The 25,973-nt window shown below is 41.6% G+C and carries 18 protein-coding genes; 3 read left to right on the top strand and 15 right to left on the bottom strand.

The annotated features are described in order from the left end of the window. Nucleotide 1: 1 nt before the first annotated feature. The 10 genes from FHG08_RS03470 to FHG08_RS03515 form a co-directional block, all read right to left on the bottom strand. Complete coding sequence (locus FHG08_RS03470; RefSeq protein WP_138739927.1) at nucleotides 2-286, bottom strand: type II toxin-antitoxin system HigB family toxin; 285 nt, start codon at nucleotides 284-286, stop codon at nucleotides 2-4. A 74-nt stretch (nucleotides 287-360) separates the two neighbouring features. Beyond that, complete coding sequence (locus FHG08_RS03475) at nucleotides 361-1,404, bottom strand: restriction endonuclease (protein WP_178956804.1); 1,044 nt, start codon at nucleotides 1,402-1,404, stop codon at nucleotides 361-363. A gap of 8 nt (nucleotides 1,405-1,412) precedes the next feature. Further along, the gene (locus FHG08_RS03480; RefSeq protein WP_178956805.1) at nucleotides 1,413-2,273 is read right to left on the bottom strand and encodes a hypothetical protein; all 861 of its coding nucleotides are present in this window, start codon (nucleotides 2,271-2,273) and stop codon (nucleotides 1,413-1,415) included. Next, the gene (locus FHG08_RS03485) at nucleotides 2,260-3,846 is read right to left on the bottom strand and encodes an AAA family ATPase (RefSeq protein WP_178956806.1); all 1,587 of its coding nucleotides are present in this window, start codon (nucleotides 3,844-3,846) and stop codon (nucleotides 2,260-2,262) included. Before FHG08_RS03485 ends, FHG08_RS03480 begins: the two co-directional genes overlap by 14 nt. After that, a complete protein-coding gene (locus FHG08_RS03490) occupies nucleotides 3,843-5,459 on the bottom strand; it encodes a restriction endonuclease subunit S (RefSeq protein ID WP_178956807.1) in 1,617 nt (538 codons plus the stop codon). Before FHG08_RS03490 ends, FHG08_RS03485 begins: the two co-directional genes overlap by 4 nt. After that, nucleotides 5,459-7,090 carry an N-6 DNA methylase gene (locus tag FHG08_RS03495; protein ID WP_178956808.1) on the bottom strand — a complete coding sequence of 544 codons (1,632 nt, stop codon included), beginning with the start codon at nucleotides 7,088-7,090 and terminating at the stop codon, nucleotides 5,459-5,461. Before FHG08_RS03495 ends, FHG08_RS03490 begins: the two co-directional genes overlap by 1 nt. A 27-nt stretch (nucleotides 7,091-7,117) precedes the next feature. Further along, nucleotides 7,118-8,197, bottom strand: a complete 1,080-nt coding sequence (locus FHG08_RS03500; RefSeq protein ID WP_178956809.1) for a Fic family protein — start codon at nucleotides 8,195-8,197, stop codon at nucleotides 7,118-7,120. Between the two features lie 116 nt (nucleotides 8,198-8,313). Then, nucleotides 8,314-11,841 (bottom strand): type I restriction-modification system endonuclease, encoded by a 3,528-nt coding sequence (gene hsdR, locus FHG08_RS03505; RefSeq protein WP_178956810.1) that lies wholly within the window; start codon nucleotides 11,839-11,841, stop codon nucleotides 8,314-8,316. Between the two features lie 290 nt (nucleotides 11,842-12,131). After that, nucleotides 12,132-13,952 (bottom strand): glutamine--fructose-6-phosphate transaminase (isomerizing), encoded by a 1,821-nt coding sequence (gene glmS / locus FHG08_RS03510; RefSeq protein WP_010392174.1) that lies wholly within the window; start codon nucleotides 13,950-13,952, stop codon nucleotides 12,132-12,134. Nucleotides 13,953-13,998: 46 nt separating this feature from the next. Next, nucleotides 13,999-14,763: a DeoR/GlpR family DNA-binding transcription regulator gene (locus FHG08_RS03515; protein ID WP_178956811.1), complete on the bottom strand. Its 765-nt coding sequence runs from the start codon at nucleotides 14,761-14,763 to the stop codon at nucleotides 13,999-14,001. Nucleotides 14,764-14,924: 161 nt separating this feature from the next. Here FHG08_RS03515 and FHG08_RS03520 point away from each other — a divergent pair, with 161 nt between their 5' ends. Beyond that, on the top strand, nucleotides 14,925-15,452 hold the full coding sequence (locus FHG08_RS03520; RefSeq protein ID WP_178956812.1) for a sugar O-acetyltransferase: 528 nt from the start codon (nucleotides 14,925-14,927) through the stop codon (nucleotides 15,450-15,452). Between the two features lie 53 nt (nucleotides 15,453-15,505). Here the strand turns inward: FHG08_RS03520 and FHG08_RS03525 are convergent, their stop codons facing one another. The 5 genes from FHG08_RS03525 to FHG08_RS03545 all read right to left on the bottom strand — a co-directional run bounded on the left by FHG08_RS03525 (nucleotide 15,506) and on the right by FHG08_RS03545 (nucleotide 22,939). Beyond that, nucleotides 15,506-15,952 (bottom strand): transposase, encoded by a 447-nt coding sequence (locus FHG08_RS03525; RefSeq protein ID WP_178956813.1) that lies wholly within the window; start codon nucleotides 15,950-15,952, stop codon nucleotides 15,506-15,508. Nucleotides 15,953-16,073: 121 nt separating this feature from the next. After that, nucleotides 16,074-18,488, bottom strand: coding sequence for an ABC transporter permease (locus FHG08_RS03530; protein WP_178956814.1), 2,415 nt, complete (start codon nucleotides 18,486-18,488; stop codon nucleotides 16,074-16,076). 83 nt (nucleotides 18,489-18,571) lie between these two features. Beyond that, nucleotides 18,572-20,968 (bottom strand): ABC transporter permease, encoded by a 2,397-nt coding sequence (locus FHG08_RS03535; RefSeq protein ID WP_178956815.1) that lies wholly within the window; start codon nucleotides 20,966-20,968, stop codon nucleotides 18,572-18,574. A gap of 1 nt (nucleotide 20,969) precedes the next feature. After that, entirely contained in the window at nucleotides 20,970-21,674 is a 705-nt protein-coding gene (locus FHG08_RS03540; RefSeq protein ID WP_178956816.1) for an ABC transporter ATP-binding protein, read from the bottom strand. Between the two features lie 11 nt (nucleotides 21,675-21,685). Then, nucleotides 21,686-22,939, bottom strand: coding sequence for an efflux RND transporter periplasmic adaptor subunit (locus FHG08_RS03545; RefSeq protein ID WP_178956817.1), 1,254 nt, complete (start codon nucleotides 22,937-22,939; stop codon nucleotides 21,686-21,688). A gap of 226 nt (nucleotides 22,940-23,165) precedes the next feature. On the opposite strand from FHG08_RS03545, the gene FHG08_RS03550 reads away from it, so the two are divergent. Both FHG08_RS03550 and FHG08_RS03555 read left to right on the top strand, forming a co-directional pair. Then, nucleotides 23,166-24,584: a sigma-54 dependent transcriptional regulator gene (locus FHG08_RS03550; RefSeq protein ID WP_178956818.1), complete on the top strand. Its 1,419-nt coding sequence runs from the start codon at nucleotides 23,166-23,168 to the stop codon at nucleotides 24,582-24,584. Nucleotides 24,585-24,586: 2 nt separating this feature from the next. Continuing rightward, complete coding sequence (locus FHG08_RS03555) at nucleotides 24,587-25,903, top strand: PAS domain-containing sensor histidine kinase (RefSeq protein WP_178956819.1); 1,317 nt, start codon at nucleotides 24,587-24,589, stop codon at nucleotides 25,901-25,903. Nucleotides 25,904-25,973: the final 70 nt, after the last annotated feature.

The raw sequence follows: 25,973 nt of genomic DNA on the forward strand, positions 1-25,973 counted from the left end.
CTTAAAAGCGTTGCTTGTCATACTCCGAATGGGTTCCAACCCATTCAATCACAGCAATACCATTTTGATATCTCACTTTCACAACTAACCTATAATGGTTACCTTTTACATTAAAGATCACCCTATTATCAGCTAAAAAATCTGCGCTTCGATATCGGTTCTTTATATCTTGGGGTGTTTTCCAGTCAGCTTCATTAGCCTCTGAAAACCAAGCTTCAAGTGCTTTTTTTGCATTAGCATGCTTTTGACTAAACTCTGTAAGTTTGTCTCTTCCTAAGACCTTCATTTCGCCTCAAAGTTCCCACGAAGGGAATTATAGTTGTTATTACCAAAAAGGGAAGTTAATTGTCATAATGGATTCTAATCTGCTGACGCTACGGTCCAAATCCGTTTAAGTGGTAGCTCAGCTTTAATGTCCTCTTCTAGCTTGTCGTAGAACATAAATAATTGTTCTAATAAATCATGCTGAGTCCATAATCGAACTCGAAAAAAGCTTGATGCTAACTCTTTTTGAACGTTACCTTTAAACCCGCCCCAAGCCACAAATAACCCTTGGGTAGCATTAAACTTTGTCATCGCCCCCATTAGTTTATCAACGGTTGGGCGATCAACTAAACCGTCTCCAGATTTAACTTCAACACAAATTCGCTGAACTCCAAACCCCATAGGCCCGTCACCAGCTAAAATATCAGCACCACCATCCGCACCTTCAGGGCTCTGCCAACAGGTGTAGCCTTGAGCTGTTAAAATAGCAGAAACCAAACGTGTTAAGTTATGACCTCTAAATTTAGCCTCAATCAATTTAATAATTTGGCTATGACCCAGCTCCTCTAAATCTATTTCAACCTCTTCATCATTAGCATCTTGGTTAGACGAATAATTAACAGTTTGATTTATAATTTGCCTTTGAGTTTCAGCCTTCCAACCATTCGCTTCCATAGCGTTAATGCGTTCTTCAGCATTATTACGCTGAATCCGACATATAGTCATAAACGCACCAAAACTGTAAAGTAAATCTTGAGAAAAGTGTCCTCTGGGGATTGGATCCGGTAACCACTCAACGCTACGCCAGTGAAAGAAAGGGTCGGCACCATTTTTATCAAAATTATAGTTTGATGTTATTTTTCCAATATAAATAACAGGCTGAATTTTTGAGGGCAAAATAACCCTGTCACCCATATTTATCGCATGGGCAAATGGCCAAACTTGGCTAGCATGATTCATTAACTTTTTAGGCTTAGCATCAGGAGCATTAATAGACAGCGCATCGATTAGCTCTTGGCGTTCTCTCATTTTAGTAAGATCGCTGTTTAATCCATCCCACGTCACATAAACTCGGTTTTCATTAATAAACTTTTGTTCAAACTGTCCTTGAGAGCCAGCTCTTATTAACCAAATTGACATAATTTTCCTTAAGGCATTAAATCTAATTGAGGCAGTATACAGGCCAAATACGGTCTCTTTGTATGGGGTAAAACAGTGTGTACTATAGCTGCGCTAAAACCTGACTTTCGATTACAGCCTTCAATTATCAACTGCTTTGCGTCTTCTATCCCTTTCAAGTCCTCATCGTCTAAATCATCTAAGCTTAATCGACTAGTATGTCTCAAAAAGTTTAAAGCCGTCCTAGCATTTTTAATTGCCTTCCTTCGAGCTGAAACAATAGATTTTTCATCGAGGTTCAATATTTGTTTTGAAAGTTTCACACGCTGATAAGCTGTAGAGTCCTGCTGCTCGGAATAAATTGATGCCGTTTTACCTGTTTCAACTTCAAATGTAATAAGTTGAACATCATCCAGCGAACACGGATCTAAAATAGTTCGATAATTATAATCACAAGCAGTATCACCCCATGCTCTTTGTGATTCATCAATTAAAGGAAAGTAGTCAACTTTTCCTCCATCTTCGCGGCTTCTATTAGCATAGATACAAGAATAACGATAATTATCAATATCAAATGCCTTCCACCAATACCCTGGGTGTTGACCTGTAGCCGAGCATAGAATAGTCCCATCCTCGAGCTTAACTCTTCCCTTTGGCCAATAATGATCCACATCAAAATCGGTTCCTATTTGCGGAGTTTCGGTGTACCAACATTTAGCACCAAACTCTTGTACAAATGTTCTTTTTAAAGATGACCATTTATTGCCGATCTCCTCAATTGTTACTTTAGGATCCGCTGAAGCTGCTATTTTTCGTGACCATTGAATAGCTTTTTTATCCCAAGTTTTTGTTTTACAATTGGAAAAATGGCGTTTATCAATGTGTCTCATTGTCTGACACCTTTAAATCTTTTAATAAACTTTTGATAAGTTTTTTTCTAGCCTCAACACTGGCGACTTCTTCTCCAAATTTTAAGTACTTACTTCTAGCGATTAAAAATTGCCGATAGTCTTCATCAGGATGAATGTAACCATAACCGAGTTCTTCTAACTCTTGGTTTAATTCTTCTAACCTATCAGAGTCCTTATCCTCAACTAATAACTCACGGCGCTCACGAATCAATTGCTGAGTACCGTGGTCTAAGGTCGTTAAAAGGCCAAACATATCACTCGTTAATATCCCATTCACGGTCATTCCTTTAGGTGATAACTTAGGCTGACTAACCGATATCTCTTGGGAATGCTCTGAGCGAGTAACAACCTGAATTTGCTCTTGGTCAAGCTCATAGATTGATAGGGGGTGATGTGTTGTCATTACAATGTGGCTGACAAATCCATCGGGTACAAACATCTCTAATATTTGATGATATTTTGCTGCCCAATATGGATTTAAGTGAGTATCAGGCTCATCTAAAAGAAACAAAGCATCTCGTTTAGCAGTAAACTGAAGTAACCCAAATACAGTTAAAAGTTGCTGCTCACCTTCACTAAGTTCTGTAAAACTAATATCTTCAGCACGGCCTTCCAATGTTACTCTAATTTCTAACCTATCTAACATGCCTGACAAGTAGGTGGCCTCTAGTACTTTGAAAAAATCTTCTGGCCGCATATTTCGTGCTAATGACTCCAAAGATTTTAAATCTGGCAGATGATAGGCCACCACATCATGGTACTTTTTCTTTTGAGCATGTAAATCCAGCGTTTCTTCCTGCTGAGTAACAGGGCCAATGCCATTAGTTCTTAATAATTCAACAAAATCACGAATGCCGCCTTGAATCCCCCAAAAATCATTCGCATCATTTGACTCTGCATCCGTTGGCTTTTTCAAAAAGAAAGTGGCCGACTCAAATTTGGAAATTGATAGTTCACGGCTTAAAAATTTCTTAGCTTTCGGAAAGCCACGGGCTGAGAAAAAGGCTAACAATGAAAATTGGCTATGAAATCCCTTAGCATAAAAAAAGGGACGAATGTTAGAACGAATACTTTCATCTTTATGACGCACACTTTGGTAGAACTCTTTGCGTTTGTTAAAGAGCAACTTTTCTAAACGATCACTGGGCCCTGAATAATAAGCAAAAATATTCCGTGGTAAATATTTCGAAATACCTTCTTTATTGCGCTTTACTTTAGCAATATCGATACTTTGCTTTTTATCTAACTCTTTACCACTTGACGTAGTGCAATATTCAATCTGGTAAATAGACTGTCTGTCTGGGTTGGCATCCACTGACATCCAAGTTTCAAGACTTTCATCGCCTAATTTATAATCCAACTCATAGGAAAAAGGCGGCTTAGAGCCATCATCTAAATGCAAAAAAATTTTTACTAAAGCCTCAAGAATATTAGATTTCCCCGTGCCATTTTGCCCGATAATAACAGTGCGGCTAGTACCGGATGAAAATCTTATTTCAACGCCTTTTAGATTTTTAAAGTCCGAACGAATATTAAGGCGAAGTAACTTCATCGATTGATCTCCAAATACTGCTGACCATCTTTATCTATTTCTTTAATAACCTGCTGCTCTAGTAGCTGACTGATCTCTTTTAGCACCTCGCGTAAATCCATCAACTCTTTAAGTTCATCAAAGATTGCTTGTGGTTTTGCAATCCCTTTTTTATTGAGCACACCTACCACTGGATTTTCTAACAATATTTTCGGCTGGATCTCTTTTTTGGCTTTCGCTTTACGGGTACCTTTTTTCTTTTCTTTGTTCGCGTTTTTATTTGCCTCACGCTCAGCCTTGATCTTCTCTAATAACGCCTCGGCACTGTTGTCGCCGCTAATTAAATCAGGGTTGGCGGCGCGCCAATCGGCAGAGAGTTCACCGCGAAAGGCTTTGGCTAAGATAGATTGGGTGAGGTTATTAACGCGCTCTAATGCAGCATTGGTTTTTTGTTCGATGCTATCGGCAAAGGCAAACAGCTCTTCGACACGTCGAACAATTTCGGTTTGCTCTTCGAGGCTTGGCAGCTCGAATTCTAAATTCATTAAGAGGCTTGTTTCAACACTAGATACGGTCGTTCCAGCTTTAGAGCATTCTTCTAATATTCTTCGCTCTAACCCTTTTAACAGGTAAAACAAAAACTCAGGACTGATAAACCCCAAGTTTGGAACAAGTGCTTTGATATCTTGATTGATCGTTACTGGAGCTAGTGTTCTTGCAACCGGAAATGAATGCGCAAGTATCCCGCTTCGAGTTACGACTAAGATAGAGTTTGATGGGACTAATTTCATACCGCCAGTGTCGATTGCTTCCTTTGTAATTTTATCTTGAGAACTGGCAATTAAGTCCGTCTTCATATCTTTTGGTGACACCCAGGGTATATCACCACCTTCCCAATAATTGGAATTGCTTTTGCTGGGGGTTTTACCTCCAGATATAGCTGTAATTGCTTTTAACCGAGCTGGATTAGAAGATACTTTTTTCGCGCTCCGCCACTCTTCCGTCAGCTTCCCACTAACCGCAGCAGCGAGGACGGATTGGCGGAAGGTTTTTAGGATTTTTGGAATACGGTCGAGGCGGGCTTTAGTGGTTTCCACCTGTGCCAACAGGGTGTCGAGTTTATCGGCAATGACTTTTTGTTCGGCTAGGGGGGGAAGTGGTAGCTTAATCAGTTTAAGCTCTTTAACCGCTGCCAGATTTTGAATAGCCCCACCACCTGAATTTGTTAAAACACTTTCTTGCACTGATGGCGAGCGAAAAAGTTTAAGGAAAAAATCAGGCCAAATCTCTTCTGCCAGTCTAATTCTAAGCAAGGCTTGATTGATGACACCTTCGGGTGCATCTTGAGGCACTTGGGTAATTCTCCCCATCGTTCCTGAACAACTGACTAAGAAGTCACCACCCTGAACCCAAAAGCTTGCTAAATCATTGTATTTATCTTCATCAACAAAATACCTAAATCGAGTGCAGTCATCATTAATAGGAGCATACTGCTCATACACAGCATAACCACTCTCTTTAAAGAATGCTTTTTTTAAGTTACCTCCGAATGGCCCTCTTCTAAAGCCATTTACTGATGTAAGGTCTTCCCAGTTAACTTCTAACCATTGTTCAGGCAAATTAACCTCGCTCATCAATTCGCCCCTTCCAACGCCGCCAGCAATTCATCCAACTCACCCAAAGCCGCTGCCAATTCGTCTTTGGCTTCCCTTGCCAATACAGCAGGCTCAGGCAAATCAGCCGCATCGACGCTGTCTTTGTCTTTTAGCCAGCTAATATCCAATGAGTCGCCTTTAGTATTGGCTATCCACTCGCGGCTAAAGCAGCGCCAGCGGCTATGTAAAAGCTTGTCGTCGACGTTTTCATTTTCCACGGCTGCTTGTTTGTCTACTGCGATTTGTTCAGCACCAAAGCTGTATTCACCTTGGGTGCGGGCTGCGAGTGTTGAGGCAATATCTTGTTGTCGCGATAAATCACGACCTACAGGATCATATACGGCTTCAAACGGCGCTAAATGGCTATCACTAAACGGAGTGCGTTTGCCAAAGCTCGGCATGTTGGTACGCAAGTCGTACACCCATACATTTTCAGTGCAATTTTCTTGCTGATGCTTGTCGGTTGCGCTGCCTTTGGTAAAGAACAAGACATTGGTTTTTACCCCTTGGGCATAAAAAATACCGGTCGGTAAGCGTAAAATAGTGTGTAAATTACACTTGTTCATTAAATCGCGGCGTACGTCTGTGCCCACGCCTGCTTCAAACAATACGTTGTCGGGCAATACTACAGCGGCGCGGCCACCGGGTTTTAAATTGCGGTAAATATGCTGTAAAAACGCCAGTTGCTTGTTGCCTGTTTTATAGGTTAAATCGTCACGGGTATTGCTGGCCTCGCCGCCTTTGCTGGTACCAAACGGCGGATTAGCCAAAATTATATCGGCGCTTGGTAAGGCTTTACCGGCATCGCCCAGTGCGTTGCCTAAATGTATTACGCCCTCGTCGTCGCCTTCCATACCGTGTAATAAGCAATTCATTAACGCTAAACGGCGCGTGTTAGGTACAAGCTCTACCCCCACAAAAGCGTCGTTTTTTTGAAATTCAGATTGCTTGCTATTTAAGTCAAAATAATCATCGGTTTGCTCACGCATGTATTGGTCGGCAGCGACCAAAAAGCCTGCTGTGCCCGCAGCAGGATCTTGTATTACTTCGCCAACTTGCGGCTTCATGCAACGTACCATGCTATTAATTAACGCGCGCGGGGTAAAGTACTGGCCCGCGCCCGATTTAGTCTCACTGGCGTTTTTCTCTAATAAGCCTTCATATAAATCGCCAAGGCCATCTTTAGCGGCACTAAACCAATCAATTTGATCCAGCGTTTTAATCATTTGCTCTAAATGGCGCGGCTCACGTAAGCGCGTTTGCGCATCGGCATAAATGGCGCTGATTAATGGATCTTCGTGTACTTGCACTTCTTTGGTTTGGCCTGGGTTTTCTGGGTCAGCCTCAAGGCGTTTACCGGTTGAGAGGGCAAATAAAATGGCCTTGTAATCATTTAATAAATTGATGCCTGATTTGTCGCTGATATCCTGCCAGCGGCAGCCGATTGGCAGCGGATGTTTTTTTAAGGTGCCGGCTTCGGTGTTTTCGTGCACCATTTTAATAAACAACAGCAGTACCAGCTCGGTAACGTAGTCGCTGTAGTTAATACCGTCGTCACGCAGTACGTCACACAGGTTCCAAAGTTTTTGTACAATGTCGTTATTGGTCATGATGTTCTCAAAATTAGTAATAGGGGATTAGCCGTGTGCAACGAGTAAGGAGCACAAGGGTTGATTTATGTAGTAATTAACACGGCCTACTTTTTGTTTGGTCAAAAAGCCGTGCTCCACCAGTTGTTCTAAATACTTGGTGGCAGTAATCCGAGTTATACCGAGGTCTTCCACAATGAAGTCTATTTTGGTGTAGGGGTGGTTAAATAAGTTGTTAAGTAAATCTTGGCTGTAAATTTTAGGGAGCTGCTCTCGTATACCGTGTTTTACTTCTGCCATAAGGGTTTTCATGGCGGTGATAAGTGAAATGGTGTCTCGGGCGGTATCAATAACACCATCAAGCATAAACTCTAACCAAGGTACCCAATTACCTGTATCACGCACTGCTTGTAAATTAGCGTAGTAATTAGCTTTGTTCTTAATAACAAATCGGCTTAAGTACAGCACAGGTAGGTTTAGTAAGTCTTTAGTCACCAAGTACAAAATATTTAAAATACGCCCGGTACGGCCGTTACCATCGTAAAATGGGTGAATGCTCTCAAACTGATGGTGAATAATGGCCATTTTTACCAATGGGTCAGCATCACATAACTCATCGTTATTGATAAACTGAACAAGGTTATCCATAAGTTTTGTAATTTCATCGCCGTGTTGTGGTGGGGTATAAACCACTTCACCTGTTCGTGCATTTTTAAGATCAGTGCCGGGGAGCTTTCGTAAACCGGCATCATTATGTTCTAGGTTTTTTTGTATTGCTAGAATATCATTAAGGCGGATAAGTTTGCTTTTACGTGCGGTTTCGAACCCTTGCTTTAAAGCGACTGCATAATCTTGTACTTCTTTGGTGGCAGGGTTGGTTACAGCTTCTTCAAACAGGTTAGCTTTATAAAGTTCATCGTGTGTTGTTACGATGTTTTCTACTTCTGAGCTGTCTTTTGCTTCTTGTAGAGCGAGTGTATTAATCAGTATGGCTTCGTTAGGTATGCTTGCGGCAACGCCTTTTAGCTCTGCTAAATGACGATGTGCTGTGGCGGTTTTTTTTAAAACGGCACGGGTTTCCCATTGTTCAATGTTAGGGAGAGGTAAAGGCTCAATATAGGTCGACATAAATAACTTTTATCCTTTTTTATACATGTCTGTTTGGTTATGTATAAATTGTTTAGAAAATTATACATAAGCTATATAACATGTATAGCAATTCCATTTATTTATATACTTTATTGTTAAGCTGTTTTAGCTGGCCATATAGCTTCACTAAGCTCCTCTAGCACTATATCAAGTTGATTATTCAATACTTTATCAAATTGCTTTGCGCCGCCATGCTCACCAAAGCGGTTATTAACAAAATCACGGTCAATAATGACTTCATGCACAAGTTGCTTAGCTAATCGGTCTAACCACTTACGCTGGTTAGGGTTCCACTGGTGGCTTTGGTAAATGCGCGCCATAGCCTGCGCAACTCTTTGTTCAAACGGAACCAGTGCCTCACCTAATGCCGCGCGACGAATATGACCAATAATGCTCGCTGCAATATCTTGATTAGTTTGGTTACGCACTGCACTTTGCAGCTTGGGCTCGGTGTAACCTGCGCTATCAAGTAGTAACTTAATATCTTTGAGCTGGGTGCGATTTAAATCACGAGGCTTGTTAACAACCGCTGCAAGCGCTGCATTTTGATTTAATTGTTCTTTAATAAACTGGTTAAAGCTATCGAGGTAATCTTCTGGTTTTTGATGCGCACCATAGCTTTGGCTACGATCGCGGATTTCATCGTGATGCTCTGAAATAACAGGTTGTCGTTCGCTGCCTAGTAAGCTATTGACCTCTGCTAATTGATTTAATAAACCACTGTGCTGGTTTATAAACGTTGCCGCTTGTTTTGGCCCTAGCTGGTTTAAATGGGTGTGTAAGCTTTTTGGTTCAACACCCCATGACTCTTGCAACTCATCTAACTTTTGCTTAAGAGCTGGTTTATTTTCTGATTTTTTCTGTGCTTTACGTAATACCCGCATCACCTTTTGGCTTAGTTGACTCAGCACGACATCAGCATGGCTTTGTTCGGGTGTATCGCCAGGAGCACTAAGCGCTCGTTCAAGTAGATCTGGATTGGTAATTTCATCCACTAATTGGTCGAGCGTAACGTTCGGATCTCTTACCAGAGGCTTCATGGTATTAACATCTTGCAATGCTGCGTAGATATCAACTGGGTCATAAATGCGAAATACGGTTTTACCTATGTCGTCACAGCGGCGAGTTGCACGCCCAACCATTTGCTCGTATAAAATGCGCGATTTTACTCGGCGCATAAACACTAAGTTACAAATTTTAGGCACATCAATACCGGTCGTTAATAAATCAACGGTAATGGCAATATTGGGGTATCGCTCGTTTTTATATTGGCGGATAAGCTGTTCTACCTTATCGCTTTGGCCAGTTACTTTAGCCACGGCAGCCTGATTATATTCGCCGTTATAAAGATCTTTAAAAGCCTCATCGAGTAAGCGTTTTACCATGTCGGCGTGCAAATCGGTGGCACAAAAAATCATGGTTTTCTCGTCACCAAAGGGATCTAGCTCTTGCACAAGTTGCTCACAAATAACACGGTTGAAGTTTTCGTTAATAACTCGGCGATTAAACGCGTCAACTTCGAAACTTAGTTCGTCGTCGAGCTCAGCACTTTGTACTTCACCGGTTTGCGTATTAATAGCGCTAACTTCCTCACCTTTGGTAAAAGTAATGCCATTTTGTGTCAATAAGGTTTCATAACGAATCGGTGGCTCGTGATCTATTAGCCAGTCGTCAGCTACTGCTTCTCTGTATGAATAGGTATAAACAGGTTTGCCAAAAATATCACTCGTGTGTTTTGCCGGTGTAGCCGTAAGTGCGATTTTTACTGCATCGAAATAATCTAAGACTCGGCGATAGCTCGACAAGTATTGGCTGGTGTCGCGAGTAGCCAGTTCACCCTCTGTCATTTCTTGATCGAGTGTATAACCTCGGTGGGCTTCATCAATTATAATGCAATCAAACTGGTCTAGCGGTGGCGGGTTATCACTCATAAAAATACGCTTAACCATAGCTTGCACAGTTGCAACTTGTACGCGGGTTTCTGCCTCGGCCGCCATATCACCTAGTTCTGCCACATTGTATATTTTTGATAATGTGTGATTTTGTTCAAGTGGAGCTTCGTTAAAAGCGTCTATTGCTTGTTGCCCTAGAGCTGTTCGGTCGACTAAAAATAAAATTCGCTTGAAACGTTCAGCTTTTAAAAAGCGATACATTAAACCAATAATTGTACGGGTTTTTCCGGTGCCTGTGGCCATTGCTAGCAAAGCATGGCGAATATTTTGCGCTAAGGTATTTTCAACAGCGATAATCGCTTTTTGCTGGTAATCACGCACTTTTAAGTAGCCAAAAGGCTCATCTTTGAGTTTTTGTTGGGCGGCGTCTTTGCTGCGCTTAAGTAGATCAAGCAACCCCTCAGGGGTATGAAACTTTGGCAAAGCGCGTTTAATATTCGCAGGTTCGCGTACATCACGAAACCACGTACCTGATTGTTCAGCAAGTTGAGGTACATACGGGCGACCGTTACAGGAATAAACAAACGGTACTTTATAGTGGCCATCATCTTCATCTGGCCATGCTATGGTCAACCCTTGTAGCTCCCAAGCAGGTATTAAAGAGGATTGAACATTCAAGCCTTTACTGTATCGCTCTGCTTGTGAAATTTTACCTGCAACATTGGTGTTTTCTTTTTTAGCTTCAACCACCGCAATAGGTGAAAGGCCTGCAAAAAGTACGTAATCAGCACGCCCTTTTTTTCCTTGATATTCAGTAGGCCACTCAGCAATGGCGATGTTTTTTCCTTTCTCTGGGCGAGTGCCATTTTTATGGGTGAGCACTTCAGTATCAACATCCCAGCCAGATTCTTGTAACTGTTGGTCGATTAGAATACGTGTTAACGCTTCATCCAGGACAATATTCTTAGTTGCAGCTTTTGAACTTGTACTTAGCTTTTGCTTATATGAGGTGTTTGATTCGTCATCTAGGTTTGAAAGCTTAGTTTGTAACTCTGCTATCTTCTTTTCGTAGTTGTGTTTTTGGTCGGCAAGCGCTCTTTCATGTTCTTTCGCTTGCTCAGCTAGCTCTTTGGACTCTTGGTCCATTTCAAAAGCTAGCGATTCATATTCTGTTTTTTCTTTATTTATTAGTTCGTTGAGTTGTTGGCTGGAGTCAAGATCGAGGTTTGCTTTTTGCAGGTCGACTTTTAAGTTATCTATTTCACTTTGTAAACTACGTAATTGCTCACTGGGGTCATGAGGAGGGGTAAAAGCACCCGGTTTAAATGAGGTACCCTGCTTACCAAATGACTGATGAAACCATATCGCTAACTTACGTGCGACAACTAAGCCATTAATAGCTTCTTTATGTTTTGTTCTAAATTTGTGAGTTGCTTTATTCCCTTCAACCCTCAGCGTATGAAAAAGGTCTTTAACAACCTGATCTAATTGAAGCTCTCTACTGATTCTGTGTATTAATTCAAGCTGCGAAGTATTGTCTTCAAAGTTAACTCTTACTAATACAGCAATGTGTTGCGCAATCGCCTCGCCTAGCTGTCTCAATTTAATTAACGTGGTATTAGGGTCACTAGCAAACGCTTTTTCAGCCGCACCCGCTAGCTCGACAAAAAGATCGTCGTGTTCAGAAAGAAAGTAAAAATTTCCCATTTTATTATCCACAGCTAACTCCATTTAAGCACTTGCTCTAACTTATTGGGCATCTACTTATTCAACTTATATTTTTATTGTTGAATACCATTAAGCTTATTACTTTCAGCCATAATACCAATATAAGTTAAAAATTATACATTCTTAATCAAAAAGATATACATACAAAAAACGGCCACTTATTGTGACCGTTTTAGTTGCATACTTTATTTTTAGAATCGAACTCGTTTGTTTCGTTCTTTATTTCTAGTAGCGCACATTAAACTCAGTTTTGATCATTATTTAACGTGCACAAAACCTATAACCTGTTGATCTTACTCAACAGTAACCGATTTTGCTAGGTTACGTGGCTGGTCGACGTCAGTGCCTTTAATTACTGCTACGTAGTACGACAGCAACTGCAGAGGAATTGTATATACAACAGGGGCAATCACGTCATCTACATGGTTTACGTTGATTACACGCATTGTATCGTCTGACTCAAAGTGTGAGTCTTTATCAGCGAATACATAGATGATGCCGCCGCGAGCACGTACTTCTTCTACGTTTGATTTAAGCTTTTCAAGCAATTCATTGTTTGGTGCTACAACAATAATTGGCATGTCGGCATCAATAAGCGCTAATGGGCCGTGTTTAAGCTCACCTGCTGCGTAGGCTTCAGCGTGAATGTATGAAATCTCTTTAAGCTTAAGTGCGCCTTCCATCGCGATTGGGTATTGTGAGCCGCGCCCTAAAAACAGTGAATGGTGTTTATCAGCAAATTCTTCAGCAAGGTCTGCAATGCCATCAGCCAATAGTAGCGTTTCTTCTAATTTAGCTGGTAGCAGTTTAATAGCGTTAACGATCGCGCTTTGATCTAAGCCTTTCTCTTGCGCAATAGACGCAGTAAGCATTAACAAACCAACAAGCTGTGTAGTAAATGCTTTAGTAGAGGCTACACCAATTTCAGCGCCTGCTTTGGTCATAAAGGCAAGGTCTGATTCTCGCACAAGCGATGAGCCAGGTACGTTACAAATAGTCATTGACCCCATATAGCCTTGCTCTTTAGCTAAACGCAGTGCAGCTAAAGTATCAGCCGTTTCGCCTGATTGTGAAATAGTTACTAGTAGGCTATTTTCGTGTACAAATGACTGACGATAACGGAACTCAGAGGCAATTTCTACGTTACAGCTAACACCTGCATATTGCTCAAGCCAGTAACGAGCAACCATACCTGAGTGGTATGACGTACCACAGGCAATAATTTGTACGTGTTTTACGTCTTTAAATATTTGCTGTGCGCTATCGCCAAAAGCATCAATAGCTACGCGGTCATCGTTTAAACGTCCTTCAAGGGTGTTACGTACTGCAAGTGGCTGCTCATAAATTTCTTTTAGCATGTAGTGACGGTAATCACCTTTGCCTGATGCATCTTGTGTGATGTTTGATTCAACAACTTCACGCTCAACCGCGTTGCCATCTGCATCAAAAATTTCTACTGTGTCGCGAGTAATACGCGCTACATCACCTTCTTCTAAGAAGATAAAGCTGCGAGTTACTGGTAATAATGCCAGTTGATCAGAAGCAATAAAGTTTTCACCAAGGCCTAAACCAATAACTAACGGGCTACCTGAGCGTGCTACAATAATTTCGTTATCATTCGCTTTATCGAACACAACGGTACCAAATGCACCTTCAAACTGCTTAACAGCAGCTTGAACTGACGCTAATAAAGTGGTGTGCTGCTGACGTAACTGATGAATTAAATGCACCATGACCTCAGTGTCGGTGTCTGATAAAAACTCGTAACCGTCGCCTTTAAGTGCTGCACGCAAGCTTGCGTGGTTTTCAATAATACCGTTATGCACAAGCGCTAATTGATTGCTTGAAACATGTGGGTGAGCATTGGCTTCAGTTACACCGCCATGAGTCGCCCAACGAGTGTGTGCAATACCTGTGTGGCCGCTAACACCAGCTTGTTCAAGTGCTGACTCTAAGTTTACAACCTTACCAACCGCTTTAACTGTATTAAGTGTATTGCCTTCAAGTAAAGCTACACCTGCTGAGTCATAACCGCGGTACTCAAGACGCTTAAGGCCTTCAACTAAGATTTTATTTACTGGACGTTCTGCAACAGCCCCAACGATTCCACACATAGTGTCTCCATTAATTTTTTAATTCTAGCAACTTACGTTTTAGTTGCTATTCCATAATTTCTGCGCAAATTAGTTTTACACCACACGCCTCTATGGCTGCACGTTTATCACTTGCTAAGCCACTGTCGGTTATTAATGTGGTTACTGTTTGCCACGGTAATTCTAAATTTGGTATTTTTCGGCCAATCTTATCTGATTCAACCATAACGATTACTTCGCGCGCCGCTTTAGCCATCACTTGGCTTAATCCAACAAGTTCATTAAACGTGGTTGTTCCACGCGCTACATCAATGCCATCAGCACCAATAAATAGTTGATCAAAATCATATGAGCATAGAACATTTTCAGCTACTTGCCCTTGAAACGATTCAGAATGCGGATCCCACGTTCCACCTGTCATCAAAAGGGTTGGTTCGTTTTCAAGTGAGAGTAAACGACTCGCCACTTTAATCGCATTAGTCATTACAACTAATCCGCGTTTATTTGCAAGTTCTGGGATCATGGCGGCCGTAGTACGCCCGCTATCAATAATAATGCGGTTATGATCTTTTATAAGCGATGCTGCCGCTTTGGCAATGGCCACTTTGCGCTTAGAATCAATCTCATCGCTAACAATCTCTTTAGGCAGAGCAATAGCACCGCCGTAACGGCGCAGCAATAAGCCACTTTTTTCAAGCGCGGTTAAGTCTTTTCGAATAGTTACTTCTGATGTTTGAAACTGTTCAGCTAAACTATCTACGGCTACCTCACCTAATTCATTAACTTGAGTAAGGATCAAATGGCGGCGTTGCTGGGTGTTTCGTTTGGTCATAAGTGGTTACAATTAAGTTTCGTTTCGAAAGTTAGTAGATTTTAAACGAAACTAATAAAATGGCAAGTGAATGCGTAAAAAAAGCACAGTTTTATTCAAATTATCATCATGCTTAAAGTAGGTTAAGCTAGACACCATTATTTAAGTTAAACAAAATTGATATGCAGTCATTTAATAGTATTAGTAAAGAGAATCTAGCGCAGCGTAAAGCTGTGCACGAAATTTGCCGCTTATTTAATAAAAGCCCAAGTAAAGGTAACTTAAAACGCATAACAGGACTGTTTGCTAACTCCGGTTCGGGCGTCATTATTGAAGCAGGCTTTCATTGTGATTATGGCTCACAAATACAAATTGGTGATCGTACTTTTATAAACATTAACTGCACTGTGTTAGATGCGCCAATTAATGAAGGAGCTATAAGCATTGGCGACGATTGTTTAATCGGCCCGAATGTTCAGCTACTGGCAGTCTCGCATGCGATTAACCCTACAGAGCGGCTCAAGAAGGAGAACTTTACTGCACCGATTACTATCGGTAATAATGTGTGGATTGGCGCGGGAGTTATTGTGTTAGCTGGCGTTACAATTGGCGATAACGCTGTTGTGGGCGCAGGGTCAGTAGTAACCAAAAGTGTGGCTGCGAACACTGTTGTTGTCGGTAACCCCGCGATAAAAATTAAAGATATTTAAAGAGTTATATCATAGGTCGTCGTTTACGGCGACAACCCCCTGCGATATTAAATTTACAAATATACTGAATCCCAATACGGATAGTCACCAATTCTAGTGACCAACTTGCGCCTCAAAGGATTTGCAGCAATGTACCTTGCTATTTCAATCCTATTTTCTTCTTCTCGCAGCGCATGATCATAATACGCTCTTTGCCATACAGGCTGATTTAAATCCCGTACTTTATTAACTTCTCGAACTGATGCGCCTTTTAAGTGACCCACTACAACCCCTAATTCACTGTTTTTAAGCTGCAACAAACCATGGAAATGATCAGGCATTAAAACCCAAGTTAACCAACGGCATTGATACTTGAGCTCATTACTCGCAATGCATCTACAAAAGATATTAGCATGATCGAAATTACTAAATATCCCTTCTCTGCGGTGGCATGTAAATGTAATGAAGTATTCGCCTGATTGAATTGATACACGCCCTTTCTTTAAGTTACTCCAGCTCATTTAGTAAATTCCTTTTTCTAAAGCAGAAATAAAATATAGCCTATTTACGCGCTAAAGCACGCCCTACATCACCTCAATACACACCTGTAGGTCATCATTTATGGCGACATCGTTTGCTTATCTAATCATCGCGTAAAACAAGCGATGGCCGTGTACTGGCGGCTTTAAAGGCAAGACTGGCAACGGTTAGCCAAGTAAACGCACCCACAATGAGGCCTGCCAAGCAATATACCCAAATGGTTTGCTCAATACGGTCGTTAAAACCTTGCAACCAGTTATCCATTAGCCAATAAGCTAGAGGTAAAGCAATTGCTGCCGCTGCGAACACTATGATTAAAAACTCACGGGCAAGTAGATTAACTAAATTTAAACGGGTTGCGCCCAATACTTTTCGCATGGCTAATTGCTTTTGCTGACGTTTCGCTGCAAATGCCGCTAGTCCAAATAAACCTAAGCAACTTAAAAACATGGCCAGCACAGAGAAATTTCGAATAAGCACAAACAAGTCATGCTCGACGCGATAAACCTTGGCTAAGTCTTGCAGCATTAGGCTAAATTGCGGGTTGGCAGTTAAATTAAACTGTTTTAAAAGCTGGCGTAGCTGACTCAATAATTGAGGAAAGTTTGCTTGCTCGGTGCTTACCACCAATCTAACGGTTGATTGTGAGCTATACCCTGCTGAAAATGACACAGGCAGCCAATCGTCTTTTGCCGAGCCCACTTTAATGTCTTTTATCACACCAACGATGATAGCATTGATGTTGCGGTAAAGCCCCTGAACTTGCAGCCCCACTACCTCACTCACACTCTCATAGCCAGCGCGTTTTGCCATTTGTTCGGTCACCAAAATGGCCATTGCTTGAGGCGTATCCTCGCCCTGCTGCGTATTTGACTCCTCATTGACATAATGCAACCAATCGCTTTGAAATTGTGGTGAAAAATCTCGGCCAGCAAGTAGTGTCAGACCCAAGGTTTCCACGGCATGAAAACCTGTGCCAATAGTCGGTGGCAGTTCGCTTTCTTCATAGCCGTTTGGCCAACGGAAGTAAAAACTTTCTAGGATGCTATCGGTTAAATCTGTGTCTGTAGTGGTCACTTGCACGACACCGGGCAGTGCACGGATCTCATTGAGTATCGCATGCTCTTTTGCCATCAATTGCTTGCTACTTAAATCGTGTATCACAATGCGATCCGTCACATCATAACCAACCGCTAAGCTTTGCAAGAACGTTAACTGTTGCAAGCTCACTAACGTACAAACAATTAAAGCCATTGCCATGGCTGCTTGAAATACTAACAAGCCTTTACGCAGAATCTGACCTGTTTGCAATTGCCCTGCAAGTAAACTTTTAAGCGGAGCGCGTTCTACACATAAAGCTGGGTAAACACCTGATACAAAAGCCAATAAAAGTATCAACCCCAATACAGCTAGCAATTGTGACCAATCCCAAACTAGCTGTAATGGGCGGTTTGCAAAGTCACTAAAGCTTGGTAATAACACCTCAACCCAACACAACGCTAACACCGTAGCAAAGGCCAGCATTAGCAAAGCTTCTAACAAAAATTGCAGAATTAATTGTCGCTTACTCGCCCCCAGCATTTTTCGCATAGCAATTTCTTTGCTGCGATACAACAATTGCGATACCGCAATATTAATGTAATTGGCTGCGGCAATGGCGAGTAGTAACACGCTCAATACCAGGCTCAAGTTCACTAAAAAAGCCGACCCGCCAGGTTTAAATTCAAAGGGAGAATGGGCTTTAAAATACACGTCTCGCATCGACACTAAACGATATTCAAGCTGGCTATTCTTTAATTGATATTTTTCAATAAGACTTCTAGCTAACTGCTTTTCTATGCCTTTTAAATCAGCTCCTTGCTCAGTTTTTAGATAAACATAACTCGATATATCGTTATGTTCGGTGAAATCAACAGACACTAAAGCATGAAACAAAAAGTGGCTATTATCGGGTAAGTCATTAAAAACAGCACTCACAGTGACACTTCTCTCGCCCATCAATAAGGTTTGCTCGAACGCATTGCTAACACTGCCGAATAACCTTACAGCCTCACTTGCACTAAAGGCGATTTGATTGGGCTCTGAGAGCGCTTGTTCAAGATTGCCAGCTATCACATCAAGATGAATAAAATCACGTAAATTGGCCGAAGTGCCATATACATTTCGCAGCTTAAACGCTTGCCCAGCCACTTTAATATGATCAGTAAATAAATCACTATCGACCACATCTGCCAGCACCAATAAGTTGCTTACATCACTACGTGAAGACACTGTTTGCGCAATGCTTACAACCGTTAATGGGATCTCTTCTAAGCCCGGCACCTTTACATCAACATGCAAACGATAAACTTGCTGGTGATCGGGCTGCATTTCATCAAACGACAATTCATACTCTGCGAATAACGTCACTAACAGAGCTGCGGCAAGACCAATACTTAACCCAAAAACATTCAATAACGAATACAGCTTATATTGCTTAAATACTCGAAACGCTGTTGTTACATGTGATATCAACATACCTAACCTATAAGACCTTGTTCTCACCCCAAACGGCCTACCGGTTACACCGACAGGCTATAGCTTTGGCTAATAAACTTTATTTATTCATAACGTAAAGTAAGCGACGGTCTCGTACTGGCAGCTTTAAAGGCGATGCTTGCAACCGTCAGCCAAGTGATCGCAGCAACACTCAAAGCTGCAACCAAATAAACCCATAGCGCTTGATCAACCCGCTCGTTAAAGTTTGCGAGCCAGTCACCCACCAGCCAATAAGTTAGCGGGTATGCGATTGCTACACTGCCAAGCACTAAAATTAAAAACTCTTTTGCCAGTAGATTCATAATACTGATGCGTGATGCACCCAGCACTTTGCGTACAGCGACTTCTTTTTGGCGACGAATCGTGGCAAATGAAGCTAAACCAAAAGTACCTAAGCAAGTTAAGAACACTGCAAGGCCAGTAAATATAAGTACGACAAGAGAAACACGCTCATCACCTTTTAATACCGCTTTATAGTTTTCAGCTAGCAGGTTTATTTTTGGCTCATAAATATTAGACACTTCAGCTAAAGCTGTGATCACTGCCTGTTTTATAGCAGGGAGGTTTTGTACGTTCACGGTTAAAATCACTTCAGATACTGGTGCTAAATAGTTAAAGCCACATAAAAACATAATGTTAGAATTCGCATCTTGTGCATTACCAACCTTTACATCTTTTACAACACCAACAACTCGCATATCCACATTACGCCCTGTGTCTTTAATTGTTTGTCCAACAATATCAGCCATATTGCTATAACCTGCCTGCTTGGCAACGGTTTCTGTAATAATTGTACCTACTGTTGTAACCCCATTTGCTCGCGTCGCCCAGTCTGAGGAAAACTCACGGCTAAAGTCTCTACCAGCAATAAGCGTAAAGCCTAGCCCTTTTACAACATCAAAACCAGAACCTATCACAGGGGTTATTCCACCTGAAAATTCACCATTGGGCCAAGTAGGCTGTAATGTATTATTAATTGAAACGGTTAAACGAGTATCAATAATCGTTGCTTGCTCTACACCATCTATAGCCGTCAAGCGATTAATTAGTGCGCTAGGCTGCTGCGTAAATACCGATTGCACCGGCAACTCTGAAACCACTAAGCGTTGCTGCGTTTGATAGCCTAAAGGAAGGCTTTGTAAATGAGATAATTGTTTTAACAACGTAACCGATGCAATGATCAAACCGATTGCTAATGAAGCTTGCAAGGTCAATAAACATTTACGTACCCAAATGGCCGTATTACCGCGTTGTAAATCGCCACTTAACACTCGTTTTGCGCTAAATGATGAGATAAACAATGCCGGGTACAAACCTGCAAGTATGCCTACAGCAATAACAACAGCCATAATGCCCAAACCAAAGGCTGAAAAATAACTCACTATCAGTTCACGATCGACCAGCTGGTTAAAGCTTGGCAATAACAGTTCCACTAACACACAAGCAATAATCATCGACAATAGAGCAACCAAAGTAGATTCAGCTAAAAACTGTGTTACTAACTGCAGCTTACTTGCGCCAAGTGCTTTGCGCACCCCTACTTCTTTGGCGCGCTTTGCAGACTGTGCCACCGTCATATTGATAAAGTTAAAGCCAGCAATCAAAATAAGTAACACGCTCAACCCTGCACAAATCGTTACAACTTGCTTTGCGCCGCCTGCTTTCATTTCAAATGGCGATTTTGCTGTTAAATGTAAGTCTAGTAATGGGTGTAACTCAATGGCAACTTGACCCGCCATTTGCCCATTGAAGTACTGTTTAGACAGTGTATCAGCGAGTGCTTTTGGATCTGCTTGCGGCGCCAAACGCATATAAACATAACTGCTATTAACCATCAGGTTATTTGGATCATGTTTTACATATACGAGGTTTTTAAATGCAAAGTGAGTATTGCTTGGTAAATCTGCAAACACCGCCCGTACAGTATATTGCCCTTGTTCGTGCTGTAACGTGTTACCAATAACATTTATTGTACCGAAAATACGCAGTGCTTCAGATTCACTTAGAGCCAAGCTCTCAGGTGTACTCATTGCATTTTTTAAATCCCCTGCCAATGTGTTTATATTGATAAAGTTCTCAATATTTGGCGTTGCCCCATACAAGTCATTAAGTTTAAAACCCTGATCCAGGTACTGCACGTCAACCATCGCCTCTCTGGTCCACGATACCATCGTCAAACCAAACACTTCTTCTACTTGGCTATATTCAGTGGCTTTTGCCGCTTGAGAATAATTAAAAATAGGAATGACTGATAAGCCCAACTTTGAGTAATCTTGGCCTACACGGTAAACACGTTCAGCGTGAGGCTGCTGACTATCGTATGACAACTCGTTTTGTGCAAATAGTGCCACTAAAATTGCCGCAGCTAAGCCGATACTTAGCCCTAAAAGGTTTAGGATAAAATGCTGTTTTTGTTGCTTAAATGATCTTAAAGCAGTGACTAAATAATTAATAAACATATTAAGCAACCTCAACAACGGCTTGCTGCACAATATTTGCTTTATCAAGCATCACTTGGCCATCCAATAGGCGCACTAAACGATCAGCATAGGCACCCTCTTTTTCTGAGTGAGTCACCATAATAACCGTGGTGCCCTCGCGGTTTAATTCGCGTAGCATCGCCATCACTTCATCACCGTTTTTAGAATCGAGGTTACCGGTTGGCTCATCGGCTAAAATTAGCTTGGGATTAATCACTAATGCACGCGCAACGGCTACCCGCTGCTGCTGACCACCCGACAGTTGCTGTGGTAAATGCTCGCCGCGGTGATCAATACCCACGCGCTTTAAAATGGTTTCTACGCGTTGCTTACGCTCACTTTTTGATATTTTTTGATACTGCAATGGCAACTCTACGTTTTCATAAACTGTTAGCTCATCAATCAGGTTAAAGCTTTGAAATACAAAGCCAATTGATTCTTTACGTAGCTCTGCTAGTTGCTTTTCGCTATAGCCTGCAATGTCAGTTCCCGCAAAATCAAAGTTGCCTGAGGTCGGTGAATCAAGCATACCCAAAATAGAAAGCAGCGTTGACTTACCACAGCCAGATGGCCCCATAATCGCTAAAAAGTCACCTTCGTTTACGGTTAAGTTAATATTACTCAGCGCTGTTGTTTCAACATCTTGAGTACGAAATACGCGGCTTAAATTAGTTAGTTTGATCATTGTTATTATCCTTAAAATTGTAGTTGCTGTGCTTTGTCAAAGTTGCTGTAGCTAGAGGTAATCACTTTATCCCCAGCGTTTAGCCCTTCAAGCACTTCAAAATAGTGTTGATTCTTTTTGCCTAGGCGGATATCACGGCGCACTGCTTTATCACCGCCTTGCTCGATTACATAAACCCAGTTACCGCCCGAGTTAGTAAAAAAAGCCCCGCGTTTAAGTAGTAAGGCATTGTTATTGTCATCCCCTAGCATTAACTCAATATCAATGCTTTGGCCGCGCTTAATGCTTTTAGTGTTACTGGGTAGGTCCACTTCTACTTGAAATTGTGACTGCTGTACGCGGCTATCGATTTTGCTCACTTTTGCATTCACCGTGCCGCTTTCTAGCTCAATCATTACCGCCATGTCACGCTGCACTTGGTTTAAATAAAATTCATCCATGCGCACCACTAATTTATATTCATTAGGAATATCTATTTGGCCTAACCGCGCACCACTGTTTTTAGATTCGCCAATTTCCACATCAAGTTCGCTTAAATAACCTGAAACAGGCGCTTTGATTAATAAGTCGTCGAGATTTCGACGCGCAAATTGCAGATTTTTTTCGAGCATTTTAGCGCTGTCTGACAACTGCGCCACTTGCACCTCACGGATTGAATTTTCTTGCTTTTGGCGCTCAAGGGTGAGCTCTTTACGGGCTTGGTAATAATTTAAATCTTCTTCAAGCTCAGCTAGTTGGTCTTGCGCCAATACGCCACTTTTAACCAAAGGTTTAGTTTGTTTTAATCTACGTGTTAAATGGGTAATTTTTAATTCGATTTCTAATAAGTCACGGCGTAAGTTTAACCGGCTGGTTTCCATGGTCATTTGCGTATTACGTAAAAAGTTAAGCTGCTCGGTAACTTGTGCTTCACGGCTCATTACATCAAGTTGTAAGTTAGTGTTGCTTAAGCGCACGAGCGGTTGGCCTTTCTCAACATATTCACCTTGCTCGACTAATCGCTCTTCCACTTGACCACCAGCAATGGTATCGAGATAAATACTGGTTTTTGGCACAACTTGACCGCGTAAGCTTAAGGCATCTTTAAAGGCACCTTGTTTAACCGTGCTAACCGTTAAGCCACTACGCTCGATATTTTGGCTACGGCCCGTATCACTGCTTTGCGTATAACCATATGCAGCCGCAACAACACCTAAAGTAAGAGCTGCAAAAGTAAATTTTTTAAAATACTTTTGCGTAAATGAGCGTTCTATTTTTTTGTCCATGTCGACTACCTTGATACAGGTTTAATTTAACTAATTACTTATTGTTATTACAAAGCGTGTGCCAACTTTAATTAACCAATAAAATCAATAGCTTAATTGCAAATTAAGTTTTTAAACTAATTATAGTGTCCATTTATAGAACACTTTATTATCTTATGAACGTCCATTTATGGACACTGTCCCCTTTTTGTTTTAGGCTAAATAAAACTCTATAAAAATAAAAAACATGAAACACACAGGCTCTCTTCTAATTGTTGATGACAACCCAGACATTCTCATTGCAGCACGTTTATTACTAAAACAGCATTATCAAAGTGTTAAAGCCACAGACAATCCATTTGACATTGCAGGCATCATTAACGAGCAACGCAAGCTCGAGCAGCCCGTTGACGTAATACTGCTTGATATGAACTTTACCCAAGACTCAATCAGTGGCAAAGAAGGCTTTTATTGGTTGAAAAAAATTATCGAACAAGACGCTAATATCGTTGTTTTATTAATGACCGCTTACGGCGATATTCAATTAGCCGTAGATGCAATTAAAGCGGGGGCCTCTGATTTTATTGCCAAGCCTTGGCAAAACGAGCAATTACTTGGCGCAGTCGCCGCTGCATTTTCACACGCAAAAGACAAACAGCAAGTGGGCAAATTAACGCGGCAAAAACAAGGGTTAAACCAAGCCTTAAACACGCCTAACTTTGAGTTTTTAGGTCAAAGCAATGCGATGCAACAGGTGTTTAGCACCATAGAAAAAGCAGCTCAAACTGATGCCAACATATTAATAACCGGTGAAAGTGGCACAGGGAAGGAGTTGACCGCAAACGCCATTCATCAAGCAAGTATGCGCCATAATCAAACATTTATGAGTTTAGACATGGGTGCGGTGGCGCAGAATTTATTTGAAAGCGAACTTTTCGGCCACAAAAAAGGCGCGTTTACCGATGCAAAAAGCGATCGAATTGGTAAATTTGAGCTTGCCCACGGTGGCAGTTTATTTTTAGATGAACTGGGTAATTTACCCTTAGAGCATCAAGCCAAATTACTGGCTGCACTGCAAAATAGACAAATAACGCCCGTTGGCAGCAGTAAAGCCGTTGATATAGATATTCGCCTTATTTGCGCCACTAACGACAACCTTGATCAAGCCGTCGCAGAGGGGCGTTTTCGTCAAGATTTATTGTATCGGATAAACACCGTTGAAATTCGCCTTCCGGCATTACGGGAGCGCAGCGATGACATTCCATTATTAGCTAATTACTACCTAAAACACTTTGCGCAAAAATATAAACGCAGCTTAACCATTAGCGATGATGATATGAGTGCGCTTTGCCAATACGCGTGGCCAGGTAATGTACGTGAATTGGCTCACGCTATAGAGCGTGCGGTTATATTAACTGAAGGGGATACACTCGATATAACCTCAGTTGTAGGTAATAGCGCAGCACCTAGCGCTCATTCTGCGAGTCAAAGTACAGAGGATATAAACAATCAGCTACAGTACGACACCTTTGATTTAGACATACTCGAACAACGCACAGTTCGCGCAGCACTTAAGCACCATCAAGGTAATGTGAGTCATGCAGCCAAAGCACTGGGTTTAACCCGTGGTGCCATGTACCGCCGCCTTGAAAAGTACGGGCTATAATCATGCGAGCTAATTTATTACTTTCATTTAATATTATCGCACTTATAAGTGTTAGTGCGTTGCTTAGCTATGTATTGCAAAAGCATGGTTTTTCAGCGACGACATTATTAATGATGCTAGTCGCAGCGGCGCTAATAGCGCATATTTTTACGCTGTTTAAGCGCCAACAAAAACAAGCTGAAATGGTGATCCGCGCTTTAGCTAATGGCGACAGTACATTAGGGCTTGGTCAGCAACACCCAATGCTTAAGCAATTTGAGCAAGTAAAAGCACAAATGCAAACAGCGCGCTTTAATGCCGAGCAACAAGCTCAGTTTTTACAAGCTTTGCTCATCCATGTTGATTTAGCCGTTATGGTATGTGATGACAACGGCGAGGTGATCGAATCAAACCCAGCCGTTAGTAAGTTACTAGGTAAAAGCTTCCAAAATTTACATGAGTTAGGCGCTGTTGGAGAGTTAATTTTAAACGCCGAACACAATATCCGCAGCACCACCTACTGGCAAAATGGCGAGCAGCACGACACCCTATCAATTCAACTGAGTATCGCCGAAATACAAGGGAGGGTTCGCCGTGTAGTGAGCTTACAATCAATTCACGACCAATTACAACTTAAAGAACAACAAGCATATAAACGCTTAACTAAAGTGCTCACTCACGAAATTGCCAACTCTATTACGCCACTATCATCACTAGCTGATACCTGCAGTAATTTGCTGCCACAAGCATTATGTTTTAATGAGCTTGAAGATAAACAAGACTTACAGCTTGCACTAAGCACGTTAGCATCAAGAACCGCTCATTTAGGTGATTTTATTGCTCGCTTTCGCCAAGTTAGTAGCTTACCTAAACCTAATTTAGCACCTAAAAATTTAGCCGATATGCTAACGCATATTGTCGCTTTACATCAACAACAAGCCCGTGAACTGCAAATAGATATAGAGCTTACAATTCAAAGCCAGCAATTAGTGATGCTTGATAGCAGTCAAATAGAGCAAGTATTAGTAAACTTAATAAAAAATGCACTTGAAGTACTAAAGAGTAACCAAAAGTACAGTACTGAGAATGCCACTCAAGCAAGGGTCAAAATCAGCTTGGCGCAAAACGCTAGCCAACAACTTTATATAGAAATCAACGACAACGGCCCAGGTATCAGTGAGCATGTGATAGATATGATCTTCGTGCCATTTTTTACCACCAAGCAACAAGGCTCCGGCATTGGCCTTAGCCTCTCTCGGCAAATAATGCTCAACCACGGTGGTGATTTAATTTATGTACCAAAACCACAAGGCGCCTGTTTTAGGTGTGTGTTTGGTTAATTCATTTGACGGTCATTTTTAGCTCACCCTATGTTAAGCTAAACAGCTTTAGGTTAGCCACATTTATATT

The sequence above is a fragment of the Pseudoalteromonas sp. Scap03 genome (assembly GCF_013393115.1).
GTDB lineage: Bacteria > Pseudomonadota > Gammaproteobacteria > Enterobacterales > Alteromonadaceae > Pseudoalteromonas.

What these genes read in the sequence shown, in the direction of transcription:
- FHG08_RS03540 (WP_178956816.1), bottom strand. Translation starts at nt 21,674, where the DNA reads ATGATCAAACTAACTAATTTAAGCCGCGTATTTCGTACTCAAGATGTT.
- FHG08_RS03490 (WP_178956807.1), bottom strand. Translation starts at nt 5,459, where the DNA reads ATGAGCGAGGTTAATTTGCCTGAACAATGGTTAGAAGTTAACTGGGAA.
- FHG08_RS03555 (WP_178956819.1), top strand. Translation starts at nt 24,587, where the DNA reads ATGCGAGCTAATTTATTACTTTCATTTAATATTATCGCACTTATAAGT.
- FHG08_RS03515 (WP_178956811.1), bottom strand. Translation starts at nt 14,763, where the DNA reads ATGACCAAACGAAACACCCAGCAACGCCGCCATTTGATCCTTACTCAA.
- FHG08_RS03520 (WP_178956812.1), top strand. Translation starts at nt 14,925, where the DNA reads ATGCAGTCATTTAATAGTATTAGTAAAGAGAATCTAGCGCAGCGTAAA.
- FHG08_RS03470 (WP_138739927.1), bottom strand. Translation starts at nt 286, where the DNA reads ATGAAGGTCTTAGGAAGAGACAAACTTACAGAGTTTAGTCAAAAGCAT.
- FHG08_RS03480 (WP_178956805.1), bottom strand. Translation starts at nt 2,273, where the DNA reads ATGAGACACATTGATAAACGCCATTTTTCCAATTGTAAAACAAAAACT.
- FHG08_RS03500 (WP_178956809.1), bottom strand. Translation starts at nt 8,197, where the DNA reads ATGTCGACCTATATTGAGCCTTTACCTCTCCCTAACATTGAACAATGG.
- FHG08_RS03530 (WP_178956814.1), bottom strand. Translation starts at nt 18,488, where the DNA reads ATGTTGATATCACATGTAACAACAGCGTTTCGAGTATTTAAGCAATAT.
- FHG08_RS03495 (WP_178956808.1), bottom strand. Translation starts at nt 7,090, where the DNA reads ATGACCAATAACGACATTGTACAAAAACTTTGGAACCTGTGTGACGTA.
- FHG08_RS03545 (WP_178956817.1), bottom strand. Translation starts at nt 22,939, where the DNA reads ATGGACAAAAAAATAGAACGCTCATTTACGCAAAAGTATTTTAAAAAA.
- glmS (WP_010392174.1), bottom strand. Translation starts at nt 13,952, where the DNA reads ATGTGTGGAATCGTTGGGGCTGTTGCAGAACGTCCAGTAAATAAAATC.
- hsdR (WP_178956810.1), bottom strand. Translation starts at nt 11,841, where the DNA reads ATGGAGTTAGCTGTGGATAATAAAATGGGAAATTTTTACTTTCTTTCT.
- FHG08_RS03550 (WP_178956818.1), top strand. Translation starts at nt 23,166, where the DNA reads ATGAAACACACAGGCTCTCTTCTAATTGTTGATGACAACCCAGACATT.
- FHG08_RS03485 (WP_178956806.1), bottom strand. Translation starts at nt 3,846, where the DNA reads ATGAAGTTACTTCGCCTTAATATTCGTTCGGACTTTAAAAATCTAAAA.
- FHG08_RS03525 (WP_178956813.1), bottom strand. Translation starts at nt 15,952, where the DNA reads ATGAGCTGGAGTAACTTAAAGAAAGGGCGTGTATCAATTCAATCAGGC.
- FHG08_RS03475 (WP_178956804.1), bottom strand. Translation starts at nt 1,404, where the DNA reads ATGTCAATTTGGTTAATAAGAGCTGGCTCTCAAGGACAGTTTGAACAA.
- FHG08_RS03535 (WP_178956815.1), bottom strand. Translation starts at nt 20,968, where the DNA reads ATGTTTATTAATTATTTAGTCACTGCTTTAAGATCATTTAAGCAACAA.